The organism is Paenibacillus sp. P2(2022) (assembly GCF_029522175.1).
Classification (GTDB): domain Bacteria; phylum Bacillota; class Bacilli; order Paenibacillales; family Paenibacillaceae; genus Paenibacillus; species Paenibacillus polymyxa.
The window spans coordinates 21,534-37,004 of the sequence record NZ_JAKWFI010000004.1 but is presented as its reverse complement, the minus strand read 5'-3'; the positions used below and the strand labels follow the sequence as shown (position 1 = coordinate 37,004).

Below are 15,471 nucleotides of genomic sequence, written 5' to 3'. Positions count from 1 at the left end.
GGAAATGTACAGTAAAATGGATGACAGCTTCACTCCGGGTGGAAGGAGTTTCATAGCATGCAGCAAGCGACAGGGCAGGTTCCCGTCATACGGATGGAGGGTGTGAGTAAAATCATTTCCTCAAAAGCGATCGTGGACAATCTGACACTGGAGGTTCCGGCAGGACAGGTATTTGGTTTCCTCGGACCGAACGGTGCAGGAAAAACGACCACTATTCGTATGATGGTTGGCCTGATTTCGATCAGCAAGGGTGATATTCATATTTGCGGAGACAGCATTAATACCGATTTCGAAAAGGCTGTTTCCCATGTCGGTGCGATTGTTGAGAACCCGGAGATGTACAAGTTTTTGACAGGCTATCAAAATTTGCAGCATTTTGCGCGCATGTCGCCTGGGGTGACCCAAGAACGTATAGATGAAGCGATTCGTCTGGTGGGACTCGGAAACCGAATTCATGATAAAGTCAAAACCTACTCGCTCGGGATGCGTCAGCGACTCGGGGTAGCTCAGGCGATTTTGCATCGACCGAAGCTGCTCGTGCTGGATGAGCCGACCAATGGCTTGGACCCGCAGGGTATTCGTGAACTGCGGGATTATTTGCGTCAATTGACCCGTACCGAAGGAATTACCGTGTTTGTATCAAGCCATTTGTTGTCCGAAATGGAGCTGATGTGCGATCGCGTGGCCATTATTCAGAGCGGGCGATTGGTTGATATTAAGCAGTTGAAGAATACAGAGGGAGAAGTGCAGACGGCGGAAATTGCTTTTGAAGTCAATGATGCTGAGCAAGCTTATACGCTTGCTGGAGCAGGGCGCGTCGAAGGCAATCAACTACTGCTTCACCTGGAGCGGGAACAGATTGCAGAGATGAACAGTCTGCTGGTTGCAAATGGAGTCAAGGTGTATGCGATTCGCCCGGTTGCCCGTACGTTGGAAGATCAATTTTTGGAAGTGACGGGAGGCGGGTCCATTGGCTGATTTCTTCAAGCTGGTACATAATGAAAATCTTAAAATCTACTTGCGTGTGCGCACATGGATCATGCTGGGGCTGCTGGCGGTCATCACCGCTGTGATTCCGATGCTGATTTCTCTAGTTTCTGATCAGGTTAGTGTGTGGGATGGCATCGCATTGACAACGTTGTTTACATTTTTCCTCAATACGACGTTTACGGTCATTGTAGCTGCTGATTCGGTGGCTGGCGAATTTACATGGGGAACGATTAAGTTGCTGCTCATCCGTCCTTGGACTCGCAGCAAAATTTTGTTGTCCAAGTATATATCGGTGATTTTGTTCAGCTTGCTTGGAACAATCGTTTTGGTCTTGATGGTTACGCTGTCCTCCTGGCTGATGTTATCTAAGGACGCACCAGCGGGCTCTGTTCCGCTGTTCAGTGATCCGATATCTTACGAAACGCTGAACTTTTTGTATAGCTATATCGCCTTATTCGTGACCATGGCTTTTGCATTTATGTTATCCGCGGTGTTTCGTTCGAGCGCCTTGGCGATTGGTTTGTCCTTGTTTATGATGTTCACCAAAACGATTTATAACTCTATTGGCTTGTTCAGCACAGATCGTTTTGAATGGACCAAATACGTACTCTTTACGCATATGGATCTGAAAAAATATCTAGATATGCCGCCGGGTACAGTAAGTTCCAATCTAACCTTTTCGCTCGCCGTGCTGGCCGCTTATTATGTGGTTTTTATCGCGATTGCCTGGGTGGTTTTCGTAAAACGCGATGTCTCCACCTAAACACGTATCTCTTAGCATGTGTGATTGAATGACACGAGGATTTTGGCAAAATGCTGAGATCACAAAAAGGAAGTCCAATGCCTAGCCATTTGGACTTCCTTTTTTGCTATGTTGGCACTGTTTTATTCAGTATCTATGTCATTTTTGCTACATATTCTGTAAGTGTGGGTATATTGTAATCTATTTTCAGCAAGAATCAATCAATAGGGTCGGTTTGCGTTTAAAGAAGTAGAGAGAAACAGAACAGGGGGGCGTATGATATGCTGCAAAATAATCGTTTTTTTCGCCTGACTTCAGGAATCGTCATGCTATTGCTCATCATTTACTTGGGCACCAAAGTAAGCTTTATATTCAGTCCTCTTGTATCCTTGGTCAGCTTGCTGGTTGTACCGTTGATGCTATCTTTTTTCCTCTATTATTTATTGAGACCGATTGTAGATGTCATGGAACGGAGAAAAATCAAACGATCGATTTCCATATTGCTGATTTATTTGGTTATTGGCGTGTTACTGTTCCTCTTCTCATGGGGAGTGTGGCCTACGCTCCGTGATCAGGTAACCAATTTATTTGAGAACGCGCCGAAGCTTATTAAAAGTCTGGTTGATCAATTGAGCCAATGGCGGCATAATCAATCCTTGAGACAAGTACTGCCTCCGGGTGAAGACCCGCTGTCACAACTGTCAGATACGTTAAACGAAGCTTTTTCAACGCTGTCAGATTACTCGGTAAAGTTGGTATCGTTCGTATCCTACTTTTTTATCGTATTGGCTACCTTTCCCATATTGCTCTATTACATGTTGAAGGAAGGGAGCAAGTTTGGTCCCAAAATGCTTAACTTCTTTCCTAAAAAGTATCATAAGGACGCGCTGGAAGTTATGGAGGATATTGATAGTGCGCTCAGCAGCTTTATCGTCAGTCGAGTGCTGATCAATGTCGCGTTGGGCTTGATGATGTTCCTTGGATTTTTGATTATTGGTTTGCCTTATGCCTTGCTGCTTGCCGTTATTTCGATTTTCCTTAATTTTATTCCCTATGTGGGGGCAGTAGCTGCTTCTATACCTGTGGTTATCATTGGATTTCTCGAATCGCCTTCCATGGCGCTCTGGTCGCTGGTGGTGGTGATCGTTGCACAGCAAATTCAGGATAATTGGCTGTCGCCGATTGTCTTTGGCAAGCAGCTGGACATTCATCCGTTGACTGTCGTCATTTTATTGCTAGTTGGTGGCGACCTGCTCGGGATCTTGGGTATCATTTTGGTTATTCCATTATATATGTGCGGCAAAATCGTCATACGCAAGGTGTACCATTTATTTTTGGAACGCAGAGTGGAGGATATTATGGAGTGATTGGAGGATGTACTGGATATATAGGAGTATAAGCCGGCCCTATCCCGCTTCAGGTTGTAGGGAGGCTTGGCTGTCCTCTATGTCTTGGCTGAAACTGGATTGATTTTCATCCTCTGATTTCTCTATAGCAGCTGGCGACTCTGCATCCATAGTTTGGTTCATTTGACTTGTGCCGTTCAGTACGCCGCCTTCAGAAATGACCAATGTAGGGGTCGCCGTATTTCCGTACAGTTCGCCTGTCGATGTAATGGTCAGCCGTCCTTCTGTGGTGATGCTGCCGAATACCTTGCCGGCAAGAATGACGTCCCGTGCAATAATGTCCGAACGTACAACTGCTGATTCTCCAATGACGACAGTGCGAGTGCTGTAGATATCGCCCTGAAAATGACCGTCAATGCGAATGTTGGCCTCTGCCTCAATCGTACCTTCAAAGCTGGTGCCGTTCGCGAGCAGTGTATCCGTCGTCGCCGGGGTGGAGAGCTTTTTTTTGGATTCCTTGAACATGATCGTTTTCCTCCAATCCTTTATTGTCGGTATTTTGCAAAACCCTTATTGTACATACAGCAATGGATCAACAGGTTGGTTATGCTTGACGATCTGAAAATGAAGATGAGGTCCTGTGCTTCTCCCGGTACTTCCCAGCAGGCCAATGGTCTGTCCTTTGTGAACACGGTCCCCCGGAGCCACCTGCATACCGCTTAGGTGCATATACCAGCTTTGGAGTCCGTCTGGATGCTGAATGATGATGCACTTGCCGCGAGCTCCGCTGGAAGCGGCCTCCAGCACAGTGCCTGCCCCTGCTGCATAGACAGGATCACCGGATTGACCGGCAATGTCCACGCCTGAGTGAAAAGCGGATTTCCCTGTAAATGGGTCGCTGCGATAGCCGAAACTGGAGGTCATGCGCCGCGAACCAACAGGCCAAATGGAGGGCTTGCCTTGTTCAGCAAGTGCCAGTCTTCGGGTCTGGAGCAGCTGCGCGGCTTGTTGGCGCTCCAGGTTCTGCTGTACGGCGTTTGCCTGTTGAATAGAGCGCGGAACCGTGCGCTCCACTGTGTCCAGCAGAGCTTCGATTTCCTGAAAATCATCCATGGCCTGGCGGGCTAGAAGAGCTGTATTTTCATGCACTGCGATCAATTCACCGCCGGTATGGCCGGAAGCATCCCAGGAGAGGGGGGTGATGGTTGATTTATTACTGCTTGCGCTGGAGGAATTTCCGTGTTTACGAATGAATTGCTGCATTTGTTGTTCCAGCTCAGTTACACGCTGGAGACGTTCGCGAATACTGGTGGCTTGATTCGTCAGCTCCATGACTTCCTGCCGCAGTCGCCCAATGGCTGCGTCTTTGTCTGCTACCGTAACCTCCATCTGCAAACTCTGGACAGCAAGATTGGTTTCCATTTGGGAAATAATATGGGAAGAACGGATTTGCAGCCCGATCACGAGCGTAGAGATTGATGCGATCACAAGGGTCGGGACGAGAATGACAGCGGCTGCGGAGCATTGTAGCTGCTTGGGCGGTTGCTGTGCATCCCGAATGACAAGCAGGGTCATCCGGCGATTTAGGCTTCCTTTTTTCATAATCGCTCCTTTCCGGACATCGCTCCTATAGTGCTTGGTTACTATCTATTCAGCTTAAGAGGCAAACATGTCAAAAAAATTGGAGCTTTGTATAAAACGTAGATATATAAGGAGGCTTAGACATGCTGTGGTTGCTGTTGGTTTTAATTATTTTTATTTTTCAGACCGGGACGATTCTGCTCTTTGAATTTCGCAAGCCGTCCAAAGCGGTAGCCTGGCTCTTTATTTTGTTTTGCTTCCCGCTTATTGGTTTTGTGGTGTACTATTTTGTTGCTCAGGATTACCAGAAGCGTAAAGTGGTTCGTAAAGCAGGATCGCAGCTATTTCGTGAATTCCGTGAACATCTGTGGGCGCAAACCAAGGTGATTGAAAATGTAGAGCAAATGCACAATCCCCATTTCAAGCATCAGGAGCGTCTGTTTAACCAGTTAATTCGTATGTCGGAAAACCCGTTGACTGGCTGCAACCGTACACGTGTGCTGACGAACGGGGAAGAGACTTTCGACGCCATGCTGAAAGCGATGGAACAGGCACAACATCATATCCATGTGGAGTTTTACATATTTCGGGCAGACGAAATCGGAAAAAAATTTCAGGAGGTCATGATCCGTAAGGCACGCGAGGGAGTTAAGGTACGATTCATTGTGGACGGCGTAGGGAGCTACCATTTACCCTATTCGTTTATTCGCACTTGTAATGAGGCTGGGATCGAATTTCATTATTTTCTACCGCCGTTTTTCGCCACGCTGGACCGCCGGATTAACTATCGCAATCACCGGAAAATCGTGGTGGTGGATGGCACGATCGGATTTGTGGGGGGAATCAATGTAGGCGACGATTATCTCGGAAAGTACCCCAAAGTGGGATTTTGGAGGGATACGCATTTGCAGATTGAAGGAGATGGCGTTTATTTTCTGCAAAATGTGTTTCTTAGCGATTGGAAGCTGGCTTCGGGGGAGAGGCTAATGGACGTGAATTTATTTCCTCCACATACCTGCACAGGGGATGAGGAAGTACAGATTTTGAGCAGTGGGCCCGATCAGGTATGGGATACGATTCAGGAATTGTGCTTTGGAGCGCTTACGGTTGCCAAAAAGCGGATTTGGATAACGACGCCGTATTTTATTCCCGATCCGGGGATTTATGAGGCACTGAAGCTGGCGGCCGTCAGCGGCATAGATGTGAAAATTATTATTCCCTACCAATCAGATTCGAAACTGGTACACCTGGCGTCACTGTCCTATGTGCAAGAACTGCTGGAGGCAGGAGTGGAGTTCTACCAATATCGAAAAGGATTTATTCACGCTAAAGTGGTGATTGTGGACGATTTGCTCGGCTCGGTTGGGACCGCCAATATGGACATGCGTAGCTTTTTCTATAATTTTGAGTTGACCGCTGTACTTTTTGCAACTTCGGCGTTGGAACGGCTTTCGGCAGATTTTGTAGAGGACATTTCCAACTCTTCCAAAATAGATTTGAACGTGTTCCGCAGACGCCCTCGATCTCAAAAAATAGCTGAAATTCTAACTCGCATGCTCTCTCCCCTCCTTTAGAGCCGGTTTTCGCCGTTTTTATCAATATAATCCCGCTTTATTGTGATTTATGTGCTCTTTGCTAACTTTTTTGCGCAAAATCACAGTTTTATGATATACTAATCACATAACTAAGCGCCGTAAAGGAGAGGGGACTGCGGAGAGCAGCCCCTTTTTCGGTCCAATATACCATACTGTAACGGGGGGATTTATATATGAGTGTAGTGAGCAAGGAAGTCCAAAATCTGTCTGAGATCACAGATGTAACCGGAGAGTTGACCAAGATCAGCAAAATTCCAGCTAATCCAAAGAACAAAGTAAAACGCTTATTGCAGCGTGCAGCCATGATCGTGGTTGGTGCAGCGCTGATGGCCGTGGGATTGGAAATATTCCTAGTTCCTAACGGCGTTATTGACGGCGGCGTTACAGGTATTTCCATTATGGCCTCCAAGATTACTGGTTATCCGCTCGGTATTTTCCTGACCCTGTTGAACCTTCCATTTTTACTTATCGGCTACAAACAAATCGGTAAAACCTTCGCTTTATCCACATTATTCGGCATCGTCGTTATGTCCATCGGAACTGCGTTACTTCACAATGTAAGTGCATTGACGCCTGGGGAACCGCTGCTTGGCGCTATCTTCGGGGGTGTCATTCTCGGCGTGGGAGTGGGTCTTGTGATTCGGTCCGGCGGCTCGCTGGATGGGACAGAGATCGTGGCTATTCTCGTCAGCGAAAAAACTCCTTTTTCGGTCGGTGAGATCGTATTGTTCGTTAATATTTTCATTCTGGGAAGTGCGGGTTTTGTATTCGGTTGGCCGAATGCCCTGTATTCCATGATTGCTTATTATATTGCTATGAAAATGATTGATATTACAATTGAGGGTCTGGATCAGTCCAAATCGGTCTGGATTATTAGTGATAAATACCGTGATATCGGAGATGCCCTGACGGACCGTCTTGGACGGGGGGTAACTTACCTGGAAGGTGAAGGCGGCTTTACAGGCGAGAGCAAAAAAGTGATTTTCGTCGTCATTACCCGACTGGAGGAAGCGAAGCTCAAGAGCATCGTTGAGGATTGGGACCCGCACGCCTTCATTGCAATTGGTAATATTCACGATGTGAAGGGCGGACGTTTTAAGAAAAAAGGAATACACTAGCGCAAGGGGACAATTTCTCAGCCTATGGCTGCGGGGTTCGTCCCCTTTTTTGTGCTTCAAAGCATGGATCAGGTTGGGTGTGTTTTGGAGCGCATATGTTTGAGGAGGTCCTCTACGGGCTGGGGAGGCACCTTGTCGATCAAGTCGCCTACCTGGTTTAACCGTTCCTCAATATTTAGCAAATGGTAATCAAGTGGTGACACATCTTGCCGTACCTCTTCCCAGGTTAGCGGAGTCGAGACCGTAGCACCGGGACGTGCCCGAGGAGTATAAGGAGCGGCTAGGGTTTTTCCCTGATAATGCTGCAAGTAATCAAAATAGATGGCTGTTCCACGATCCTTCTTTAACCGTTCCAGTGTGAACAGATGCGGGTGCTTTTCCGTCACAAATTGTCCAACCAACAGTCCGATGCTGCGTAGCTCGTCAAAGGTGATGCCTGTACGGATCGGGACGATAATTTGTACACCTGTGGCCCCGGAGGTTTTGGGGACAGAGTCCAACCCAAGCGAAGCCAATACTTCCCCTACAATGGAGGCGGCCTCCATAATACGTGGCTCGACTTCTCTGGATGGATCTAGATCAATCATCCATTCACAGGGCAGTTGGCTTCCTGTTCTGTGCAGAGAGGGATGAAATTCCAACGCAGCTTGATTACCGAGCCAGAGTAGTTGGGGCAGCTTGCCAAGCACGATATACTCAATGCCATCATGCAGAGCGGTTTCAATATAGTCTGGCCGAGGATGTGGGGCATTTTTCTGATAAAAAAAATCCCCATGAATACCATGTGGCCAACGGATGACAGTCAATAGACGCTGATGACAATATTTGAGCAGGTAGGGGGCCAATACCGCAAGCTTGCGAAGATATAGCGCCTTAGTTACACCTGCTTCGGGCCACAGCGGTTTATCCGGGTTTGTGATCGCAATTTCATGACCTTCAATCGTAATCGTACCTTTAACAGCTCGTCCCATAGTGCTATGCTCCTTTGGTTAACATGCAGCAAGATCATTATTTACAGACAACTGGCAGCATTTCTACATCTACATAAGGTTTAACATGAGCGTGCAGCACAGAATTTATCCATCAAAGGGATTGACAAGATACATTATGTATCATAAATTATAATAAAAATACGATATGTATCTATTAAAACGTCTTGAGCAGAGGTAGAGGAGGAGTGTGCTTGATTGAAAAGCAGGGCGGAAAGCTAGTATTTCTGTTGAGTGTCCCTCGAAGTGGAAGCTCGCTGCTAACTGCCATTTTGCAAAACCATTCCCGTCTGTTTGCCACGCAGGAAATGTGGTTTCTGCTCAGTTTATATGATCTTCCTCAGTCACATGCACGGCCATATGGAGGAACAGGAATACTCCGGCAATTTTTTAAAGGTATGGTCCCTCCACATGTATTGGAGCAGGCCGCTCGTTCGTATGCACTTGAAATATATAATGGCCTGCTTCAAGGGACGACCGCTGATATGCTTATCGACAAATCACCGCGTTACTATACAGTGCTTGAATTTGTAGACCGTTTGTTCCCGGCTGCCCGTCGAGTGTGGCTTATCCGCAATCCTTTGTCCATCGTGGCCTCGTTTAAAAAGGTCAATCAGCTCCGAAATGGGAACTTTCACCTGCTGAAGGAACTGGGAAGTCCGCATTTTAATATGAAAATGACAGATATTACGGTTGGTTTGTTCCGGTACGCTCATTATTTTGCCACACCTCATCCACTTGCATACCCGCTGATGTATGAACAGCTCGTAGCCAATCCAAGGATGGAGATTGAGAAGCTGTGTCATTTTCTGGAGATCTATTATGAGCCTGGGATGGAAAGGTACGGGAACTTTGCGGATACGCCCCAATCCAATCTTTTTTATAGCATGGGAGCGGGTGATCCGTTTGTCATGGAGCATGAACAGGCGCATCAGAATTCGGTACATAGTTGGCAATATCTATTGAGTACAATGGAAATTGAACTGTATTGCAGAAGTATTGGAGCTCGCTTGTTTAGGCAGCTTGGTTACGGAGAAGCGCTGGAACAGGCTGAGCAGATGACTGGAGTCCGCTTTGAGGATGACCCGGATGTAGAGCTGTTGAGTCGGCGTACACACCAGTTCCTCCAACAAAGTGGCTTTGAATGGAAGGCAGATTATCGGATGCTGGAAGATCGGGATGCAGATAACAAAGAATTCATGACAAATGCAACCTGTCATACTGCACCTCACAACCCGGCAAGGATGGATATGGCACAGATCGTGAGTGATCGACGAATTCAATCACTGGAAAACAGACTGGCACATAGCTTTGAGGAACGGAACCGGCTGATCGCACAGCTCCAAAGCTATCAGCGCCCAAGCCAAGGGTTCCGGTCCCATTTATTGGCCCGTAAGTTCGGGCGCTGGGCGTCTGAAGTATTATCAAGTATCGGAAAAGAAAAGGGGGGAGAACGTGAGTGCAATTGCCGGAATCTATAGATTTGGGCATGAGTCTGTATATGCTGAAGAAGGCGAAAAAATGATGCAAACTCTGCAAAAATATCCCGCTGACCGCGTGTGCGCTTGGTGTGAAGGTTCCATTTTTTTGGGATGTCATGCCCAGCATGTGACCCCAGAATCTGTTCATGAGCGTCTTCCCTTTTATGATGAGCTAAGAGATTTGGCTATAACGGCCGATGCGATCATTGACAACCGTTCTGAGCTGTTTGAACGACTAGCAGTTGAGCAGGGGCGGCGGATAGATATCACGGACAGCGAGCTGATTTTACTGGCATACGACAAATGGGGTGTTGATGCAGCAGGTTATCTGATAGGTGATTTTGCCTTTGTCATTTGGGATGCTAAGAAACATCGGTTATATGGTGCTAGAGATATGACAGGCAATCGTACGCTGTACACCTACCAACATGACGGAGGATTTGCGTTTAGCACGGTAGTCGCTCCGCTATTGGTTCTGTCCTCTCTGCGAAAAGAACTGCATGAACCATGGCTGGCCGAATTCTTATCTATCCGTGCAATGCAGGAATCCGTCGATATCGGGACAACCGCCTACAAGCATATCAACCAGCTGCCTCCTGCACATTGGTTCACTATGGAAGAGGGAAAGCAATCGCTCTGTAAATATGCATGTCTGGATGAGGTAGAGCCGTTGCGGCTCAAAACAGGCGGCGAATACATAGAAGCTTTCCGCGAGGTATTCTCCCAGGCGGTAACTGCCCGATTACGGACGCATCGCGCTGTAGGGGCTGCCCTGAGTGGGGGATTGGATTCCGGAGCGGTTGCCAGCTTTGCCGCGCCATCGCTGCACTTACAACACAAGCCGCTACATGCCTACAGCTATGTACCTGTTCAAGATTTTACAGATTGGACACCGCCTACATTGCTGGCAAATGAACGCAGCTATATTCAGTCCACCGCTCGCTATGTGGGCAACATTCGTGAAAATTATATGGATTTTGAGGGGAAAAGTCCGTTTTCTGAAATTGATATTTGGCTGGAGTTGATGGAGGCTCCCTACAAATATTTTGAAAACTCCTTCTGGATTAGAGGTTTTTATGAGAAAGCACAGGAACATAATGTCGGAGTTCTGTTGACTGGGGCACGGGGCAATTTTACCGTATCGTGGGGGCCTGCACTGGACTATTATGCCCGTCAGTTTCGCCGTTTGCATTGGCTGCAATCTTGGCAGGGAGTGAGGCGGTATAGCAAGCTTACAGGCAGTCGTATGTCTCATTTACTGCCCGTGATGTTGAAAAAAGCCACTTCACTTGACGCTCGCACATGGTGGGGACGTGGCAAGCAAAGTCCGATTCCTTCACTGATTCACCCGGAGTTTGCCAAGCGGATGAATGTAGAAGATATTCCCGTATTGAGTGGAACTGGCTGGAGAAAAAATGCCGATCAGACAAGAAAAGAGAAGTTTTCAAATTTGGCGATTGCCAACAAAAATGGTGTCATGGCGACCAAACTTTCACTCCGTTATGGCCTGTGGGAACGTGATCCGACCGGGGACAGCCGTGTCATTCGCTTTTGCTTATCGGTACCTTTTGAACAATATGTACAAAATGGCCGGGACCGTGCCCTCATTCGTAAAGCTATGCGTGATCATCTCCCCGATGATGTTCGGTTGAACCAGCGAGTACGCGGCGTACAGCCTGCGGATTGGCTACATCGTATGCTTCCTTGCTGGGACACGTTTATGGGAGAGCTGCAAGTGATGTGTCATGATTTACGAGCTGCCGAATATCTCAATATGGACTACATTAAGACGGCTATGGCGAAATACCGACATCCCCGTCCGGACCAGGCATCCGATCCGAATATACGACTATTCATGCACAGCCTGATCGTGTACCGTTTTCTCTGTGGTTTGAACTGATTTGGATCTAACCGATCAGACGGCGTGCCATTCGTGGGAGGGGAGGTGATGAGATGAGTAAAAAAGAATGGCAGGAACCGACGATTGAGGTGCTGGATATTAACCAGACTATGGCGGGTAAAGGCTGGAAACAGATTGATTGGGTGTCAGACCATGATGCCGATCTGTATAATCCGAGCTAACGGAAGATAATTATACATGAGCCGATGTTGGGCTGAGATCCAGATAGCTTACTGATCACGAGCCGTCTTTATTTCATTCGGGTTAGGTTGGACCGGAAGAAATAAAGACGGAATTTTAAGAACAGGGAGTGAGTCCTATCGCGCATGACAGGAGTGCCCATAACAGTTGGGTGAAATATACAGCCTTTGGACTCAGGATTGCCAGTGAGCTAACTCTGCCTGAGCTGATCCCAGCAGAACCGGGATTGGTAGAGGATGTGGTCATCCGGCAGGTTGATTTGTCAGCATGGAGGGACCAACTGGAGCAGGCCAATTTTGTAATGCAGGGTGAACGCTTTATGTTCCTAATACCGGACACGGCCATTTATGCCATCAGGGGAGGCAAGGAAATCGAGGTAAGTATGTTGCCTGGGGCTGATCCTGACACCGTGCGGTTGTTTGTACTGGGCACATGCATGGGTGTTCTACTGTTGCAAAAACGGGTTTTACCTATTCACGGAAGTGCGGTCGTCATCGGAGGTCGGGCCTACGCATTTGTAGGTGAATCCGGCACGGGAAAATCGACGCTGGCTGCCGCCTTTAGACAGGCTGGCTATCAGATGATCAGTGATGATGTGATTGCTATAAACGTGACAGCTTCCGCAGCCATCGTATATCCGGCATATCCGCAGCAGAAGCTGGGACTGGAAAGCTTGCTTCAATTGGAGGCATTACGGGAGAACAAGAAGCATGTACGGCAAAGAAAGCATGTTCTTTCCCTAACTGACGGTAATCCTGTAAGGGCACAATACCAAGATTTGCGTAGGATTGCAGGTGAGCTCAATAAATATGCCGTGCCTGCTGTGGACGAATTTTATAACGATCCGCTTCCCCTGGGCGGTGTATTCGAGCTTGTGAGCGATTCTCCAAACCGTGAGTCGATGCGTGAAGGGGAGCCAGTGGTGGTTACGGAACAGCCCTTGAACAAACTGGAGTGCTTGCATACATTACTACAGCATACATATCGTAGGGCGATCATTCCGCGAATGGGTTTGGGTGAATGGTATTTTGATACAGCGGCCCGGATGGCTCGGAAAGTGGAAGGCTGGCGGCTGCTGAGGGATAGCTCCTTCTTTACGGCGTCCGAGGTTGTACAACGCGTACTTGAACTCATTCATAAGGAGGAAAAGAGTTATGGCAGCCATTAATCCAGCTAAGGATCATTATCGCATCACGTATGGTGAAGAAGTCTATGTAAGTGATATGGACGGAGAAAAAGTGATGATGAGTATTCATACTGGAAAGTATTATAATTTAGGCTTCACAGGAGGACGGATCTGGGAACTGGCTGAATCCAGTCCTTCACTTGGAGATATTGTAACTGTCCTGACGAATGAATATGAAGTGGACGAGGAACAGTGCAGACAGCAGGTACATACCTTTGTAGCTGAATTGGAGCGGGAAGGATTGCTGAGGCTCCTACGGGAGTTGGACTAACGTGCGGATACAACGGCTTCTTCTCTTGTCTCCGGAGGTCAGGATATTGTTGCCGGAAGCCTGGCTGGAGCTGGGATGCGCGAGATTTCGCCAGCGTCGTTCTTTTGGAGATTACTCAGGGGCTTGGGGTATATGTATGGAAGAAACTTCTTGGCAGTGTGAGATCGGGCAGGAGAAGTCTATCCGTCACATTTCACAAGCTGTGGATGTAGCCAGCCGTTATACTCCTTGGCGCAGTAGCTGTCTTGTACAAGCCGCTGCCGCTATGACGTTGCTGGTACGCAGAAAACTGGACTGTACACTGTATCTGGGCACAGCCAAAAATGCTGCGGGACAATTGGCAGCACATGCATGGGTACGGAGTGGGCCGATCTATGTTACGGGAGAACGAGAGATGGGAGCGTTTACCGTGGTGGGAATATTCGGGAGACGTGCTGGGACAGCTACAAATACGAGGACAGCGGATAAAGGCAGTTCTCTGTTTTAGTTTTAGTGCGATATAAAAGGAACAAAGAACGTTCAAAGAATCGAAGGAGAAGAATCCATGACCACCAAGTCTATTTTGGAACTTGCGAATTGGAATGAGGATCAAGAATTAACGTTGTTACTCTCTCTACTTCGTAAAGACGTCAATCTATGGCAGAATACGATGACTGCTTTCCAGTTGCAGGAGATCGATTGGTCCCGCTTGCTGCGTCTGACAGAACACCATCGTGTGATACCTACGGTGTATCTCCAGCTGAAAACGTTGAATCACCCGTTCATTCCCGCAGAATTGCTGCGAAACCTTCAGGCGCAATATCATCGAAACACGCTGCGCATGCTCCATCTTCAAGCAGAAGCCGAGCGTCTGACCAGACTGCTCACAGCTCATGGAATTCGTGTGCTGATGTTGAAGGGTCCTGCTCTGGCGCAGCAATTGTACGGGGATGTTTCCCTGCGTACCTCTAAAGACATTGATTTACTTATTGCCCCGGATGACATGGATGAAGCGGAGCACTGGATGAAGGAAGCTGGGTATGCGTCCAAAAGCGGAGAAGTGCGCGTCCTTGGCAGCTGGAAGTGGAAGGATCATCATGCCTCCTTCTTACATCCGCAAAAGAGGGTCGAAGTCGAGTTGCACTGGCGGCTTCACCCGGATGGGGGGCGGGAGCCCTCCTTTGACGAGCTTTGGGACTGCCGGCAAATGGGTAAAGCCCCAGCAGTTCGAGCCAGTCAGATGGCACCAGCGACGTCTGCCGACAGCAGGAATGTGACGACATCCTGCATGTATACGCTTGGCAGCGAGCATCAATTTCTGTACCTCAGCGCACACGGAGCGCGTCACGGCTGGTTCAGGCTGCGCTGGTTGGTTGACATCGACAGGCTTGCGGTACGTGCTGTCGATTGGAGGGCGCTACTGCCGCAAATGCGCCGTTACGGAGGCCTGCCCGCGGGCGGGCAGGCTTGGGCACTGGCCGCTGCGCTGTTCGGTACGCCGATCCCGGAGCCGATGCGTCCGATATCGGCTACCCGGCAGGCGCACAGGCTTGCGCTGAGCGCGCTGGCTTTTATGCAGGCCAGCGTCCCTGCGCCGTACCCGGTTGCCAATGGGGCGGGTACAGGCAGACTCGTTCGGCCAGAGCTATTGCCTAACGTAGCTTTGACCGAGTCAATGAATACCGCCCCTTCGGATGGCGGTATTTCAGCTAACGGAACCTCGGGCGAAGCTGTTCTGTACGCCGTCAGTAGTGCTGCTGGCATATCGAAAGATGCCAGCAGCATCCTTGGTGACCCGGTGAATACAGTGAACACTGCTGTAAGTAGCCTTGCCAAGCCTGTAGGTGCTGCTACAGTCGCCTCCAGTCCAGCCATTGCTGGAGCTACAACAACAGCGTTTACTCCTCAACCGGTTAGCCGCGCTTACCTGCTTTCCTTAAAGGAGCCAAGACACAGACTATGGTATCTCATCAGCCGTTTGTTTCCTTCTACGAGGGATTCAGTCATTTGCCCACTGCCTCGCCAGCTGCATTTTTTGTATATTCCTTTACGTCCATTTCTTTGGCTAAAACGTCGATTTTCAAAGCACTAA

Annotated in this window: 15 protein-coding genes; 12 read left to right on the top strand and 3 right to left on the bottom strand. The window is 48.4% G+C overall.

Going from position 1 to position 15,471, the window contains the following annotated elements; genetic code table 11:
• Nucleotides 1-57 precede the first annotated feature (57 nt).
• The 3 genes from MMB75_RS14845 (at nt 58) to MMB75_RS14835 (ending at nt 3,099) form a co-directional block, all read left to right on the top strand.
• A complete protein-coding gene (locus MMB75_RS14845) occupies nt 58-978 on the top strand; it encodes an ABC transporter ATP-binding protein (RefSeq protein ID WP_103042268.1) in 921 nt (306 codons plus the stop codon).
• Complete coding sequence (locus tag MMB75_RS14840) at nt 971-1,753, top strand: ABC transporter permease (protein ID WP_031463078.1); 783 nt, start codon at nt 971-973, stop codon at nt 1,751-1,753. The genes MMB75_RS14845 and MMB75_RS14840 overlap by 8 nt, the downstream gene beginning before the upstream one ends.
• A 260-nt stretch (nt 1,754-2,013) precedes the next feature.
• Nucleotides 2,014-3,099 (top strand): AI-2E family transporter, encoded by a 1,086-nt coding sequence (locus tag MMB75_RS14835; protein ID WP_025364270.1) that lies wholly within the window; start codon nt 2,014-2,016, stop codon nt 3,097-3,099.
• A gap of 39 nt (nt 3,100-3,138) precedes the next feature.
• Here the strand turns inward: MMB75_RS14835 and MMB75_RS14830 are convergent, their stop codons facing one another.
• The gene (locus MMB75_RS14830; protein ID WP_031463079.1) at nt 3,139-3,603 is read right to left on the bottom strand and encodes a bactofilin family protein; all 465 of its coding nucleotides are present in this window, start codon (nt 3,601-3,603) and stop codon (nt 3,139-3,141) included.
• A 45-nt stretch (nt 3,604-3,648) separates the two neighbouring features.
• Complete coding sequence (locus tag MMB75_RS14825) at nt 3,649-4,680, bottom strand: M23 family metallopeptidase (RefSeq protein WP_031463080.1); 1,032 nt, start codon at nt 4,678-4,680, stop codon at nt 3,649-3,651.
• Nucleotides 4,681-4,802: 122 nt separating this feature from the next.
• Here MMB75_RS14825 and cls point away from each other — a divergent pair, with 122 nt between their 5' ends.
• Nucleotides 4,803-6,233, top strand: coding sequence for a cardiolipin synthase (gene cls, locus MMB75_RS14820; protein ID WP_017426475.1), 1,431 nt, complete (start codon nt 4,803-4,805; stop codon nt 6,231-6,233).
• A 194-nt stretch (nt 6,234-6,427) separates the two neighbouring features.
• Nucleotides 6,428-7,372, top strand: a complete 945-nt coding sequence (locus tag MMB75_RS14815; RefSeq protein WP_013369852.1) for a YitT family protein — start codon at nt 6,428-6,430, stop codon at nt 7,370-7,372.
• 68 nt (nt 7,373-7,440) lie between these two features.
• Here MMB75_RS14815 and ligD read toward each other — a convergent pair whose 3' ends face one another.
• Complete coding sequence (ligD, locus tag MMB75_RS14810) at nt 7,441-8,343, bottom strand: non-homologous end-joining DNA ligase (protein ID WP_016821225.1); 903 nt, start codon at nt 8,341-8,343, stop codon at nt 7,441-7,443.
• A gap of 212 nt (nt 8,344-8,555) precedes the next feature.
• Between ligD and MMB75_RS14805 the strand changes: the two genes are divergently transcribed.
• The 7 genes from MMB75_RS14805 to MMB75_RS14775 all read left to right on the top strand — a co-directional run bounded on the left by MMB75_RS14805 (nt 8,556) and on the right by MMB75_RS14775 (nt 15,471).
• The gene (locus MMB75_RS14805) at nt 8,556-9,842 is read left to right on the top strand and encodes a sulfotransferase family protein (protein WP_031463081.1); all 1,287 of its coding nucleotides are present in this window, start codon (nt 8,556-8,558) and stop codon (nt 9,840-9,842) included.
• Complete coding sequence (locus tag MMB75_RS14800; RefSeq protein ID WP_016821223.1) at nt 9,817-11,742, top strand: asparagine synthase-related protein; 1,926 nt, start codon at nt 9,817-9,819, stop codon at nt 11,740-11,742. The genes MMB75_RS14805 and MMB75_RS14800 overlap by 26 nt, the downstream gene beginning before the upstream one ends.
• A 53-nt stretch (nt 11,743-11,795) precedes the next feature.
• Nucleotides 11,796-11,924 carry a paeninodin family lasso peptide gene (locus tag MMB75_RS14795; RefSeq protein ID WP_013369856.1) on the top strand — a complete coding sequence of 43 codons (129 nt, stop codon included), beginning with the start codon at nt 11,796-11,798 and terminating at the stop codon, nt 11,922-11,924.
• A gap of 128 nt (nt 11,925-12,052) precedes the next feature.
• Nucleotides 12,053-13,111: a dephospho-CoA kinase gene (locus tag MMB75_RS14790; protein ID WP_277508401.1), complete on the top strand. Its 1,059-nt coding sequence runs from the start codon at nt 12,053-12,055 to the stop codon at nt 13,109-13,111.
• Nucleotides 13,098-13,400 carry a lasso peptide biosynthesis PqqD family chaperone gene (locus tag MMB75_RS14785; protein ID WP_016821221.1) on the top strand — a complete coding sequence of 101 codons (303 nt, stop codon included), beginning with the start codon at nt 13,098-13,100 and terminating at the stop codon, nt 13,398-13,400. The genes MMB75_RS14790 and MMB75_RS14785 overlap by 14 nt, the downstream gene beginning before the upstream one ends.
• Nucleotide 13,401: 1 nt before the next feature.
• The gene (locus MMB75_RS14780; RefSeq protein ID WP_242210626.1) at nt 13,402-13,887 is read left to right on the top strand and encodes a lasso peptide biosynthesis B2 protein; all 486 of its coding nucleotides are present in this window, start codon (nt 13,402-13,404) and stop codon (nt 13,885-13,887) included.
• Nucleotides 13,888-13,944: 57 nt separating this feature from the next.
• The gene (locus MMB75_RS14775; RefSeq protein WP_277508396.1) at nt 13,945-15,471 is read left to right on the top strand and encodes a nucleotidyltransferase family protein; all 1,527 of its coding nucleotides are present in this window, start codon (nt 13,945-13,947) and stop codon (nt 15,469-15,471) included.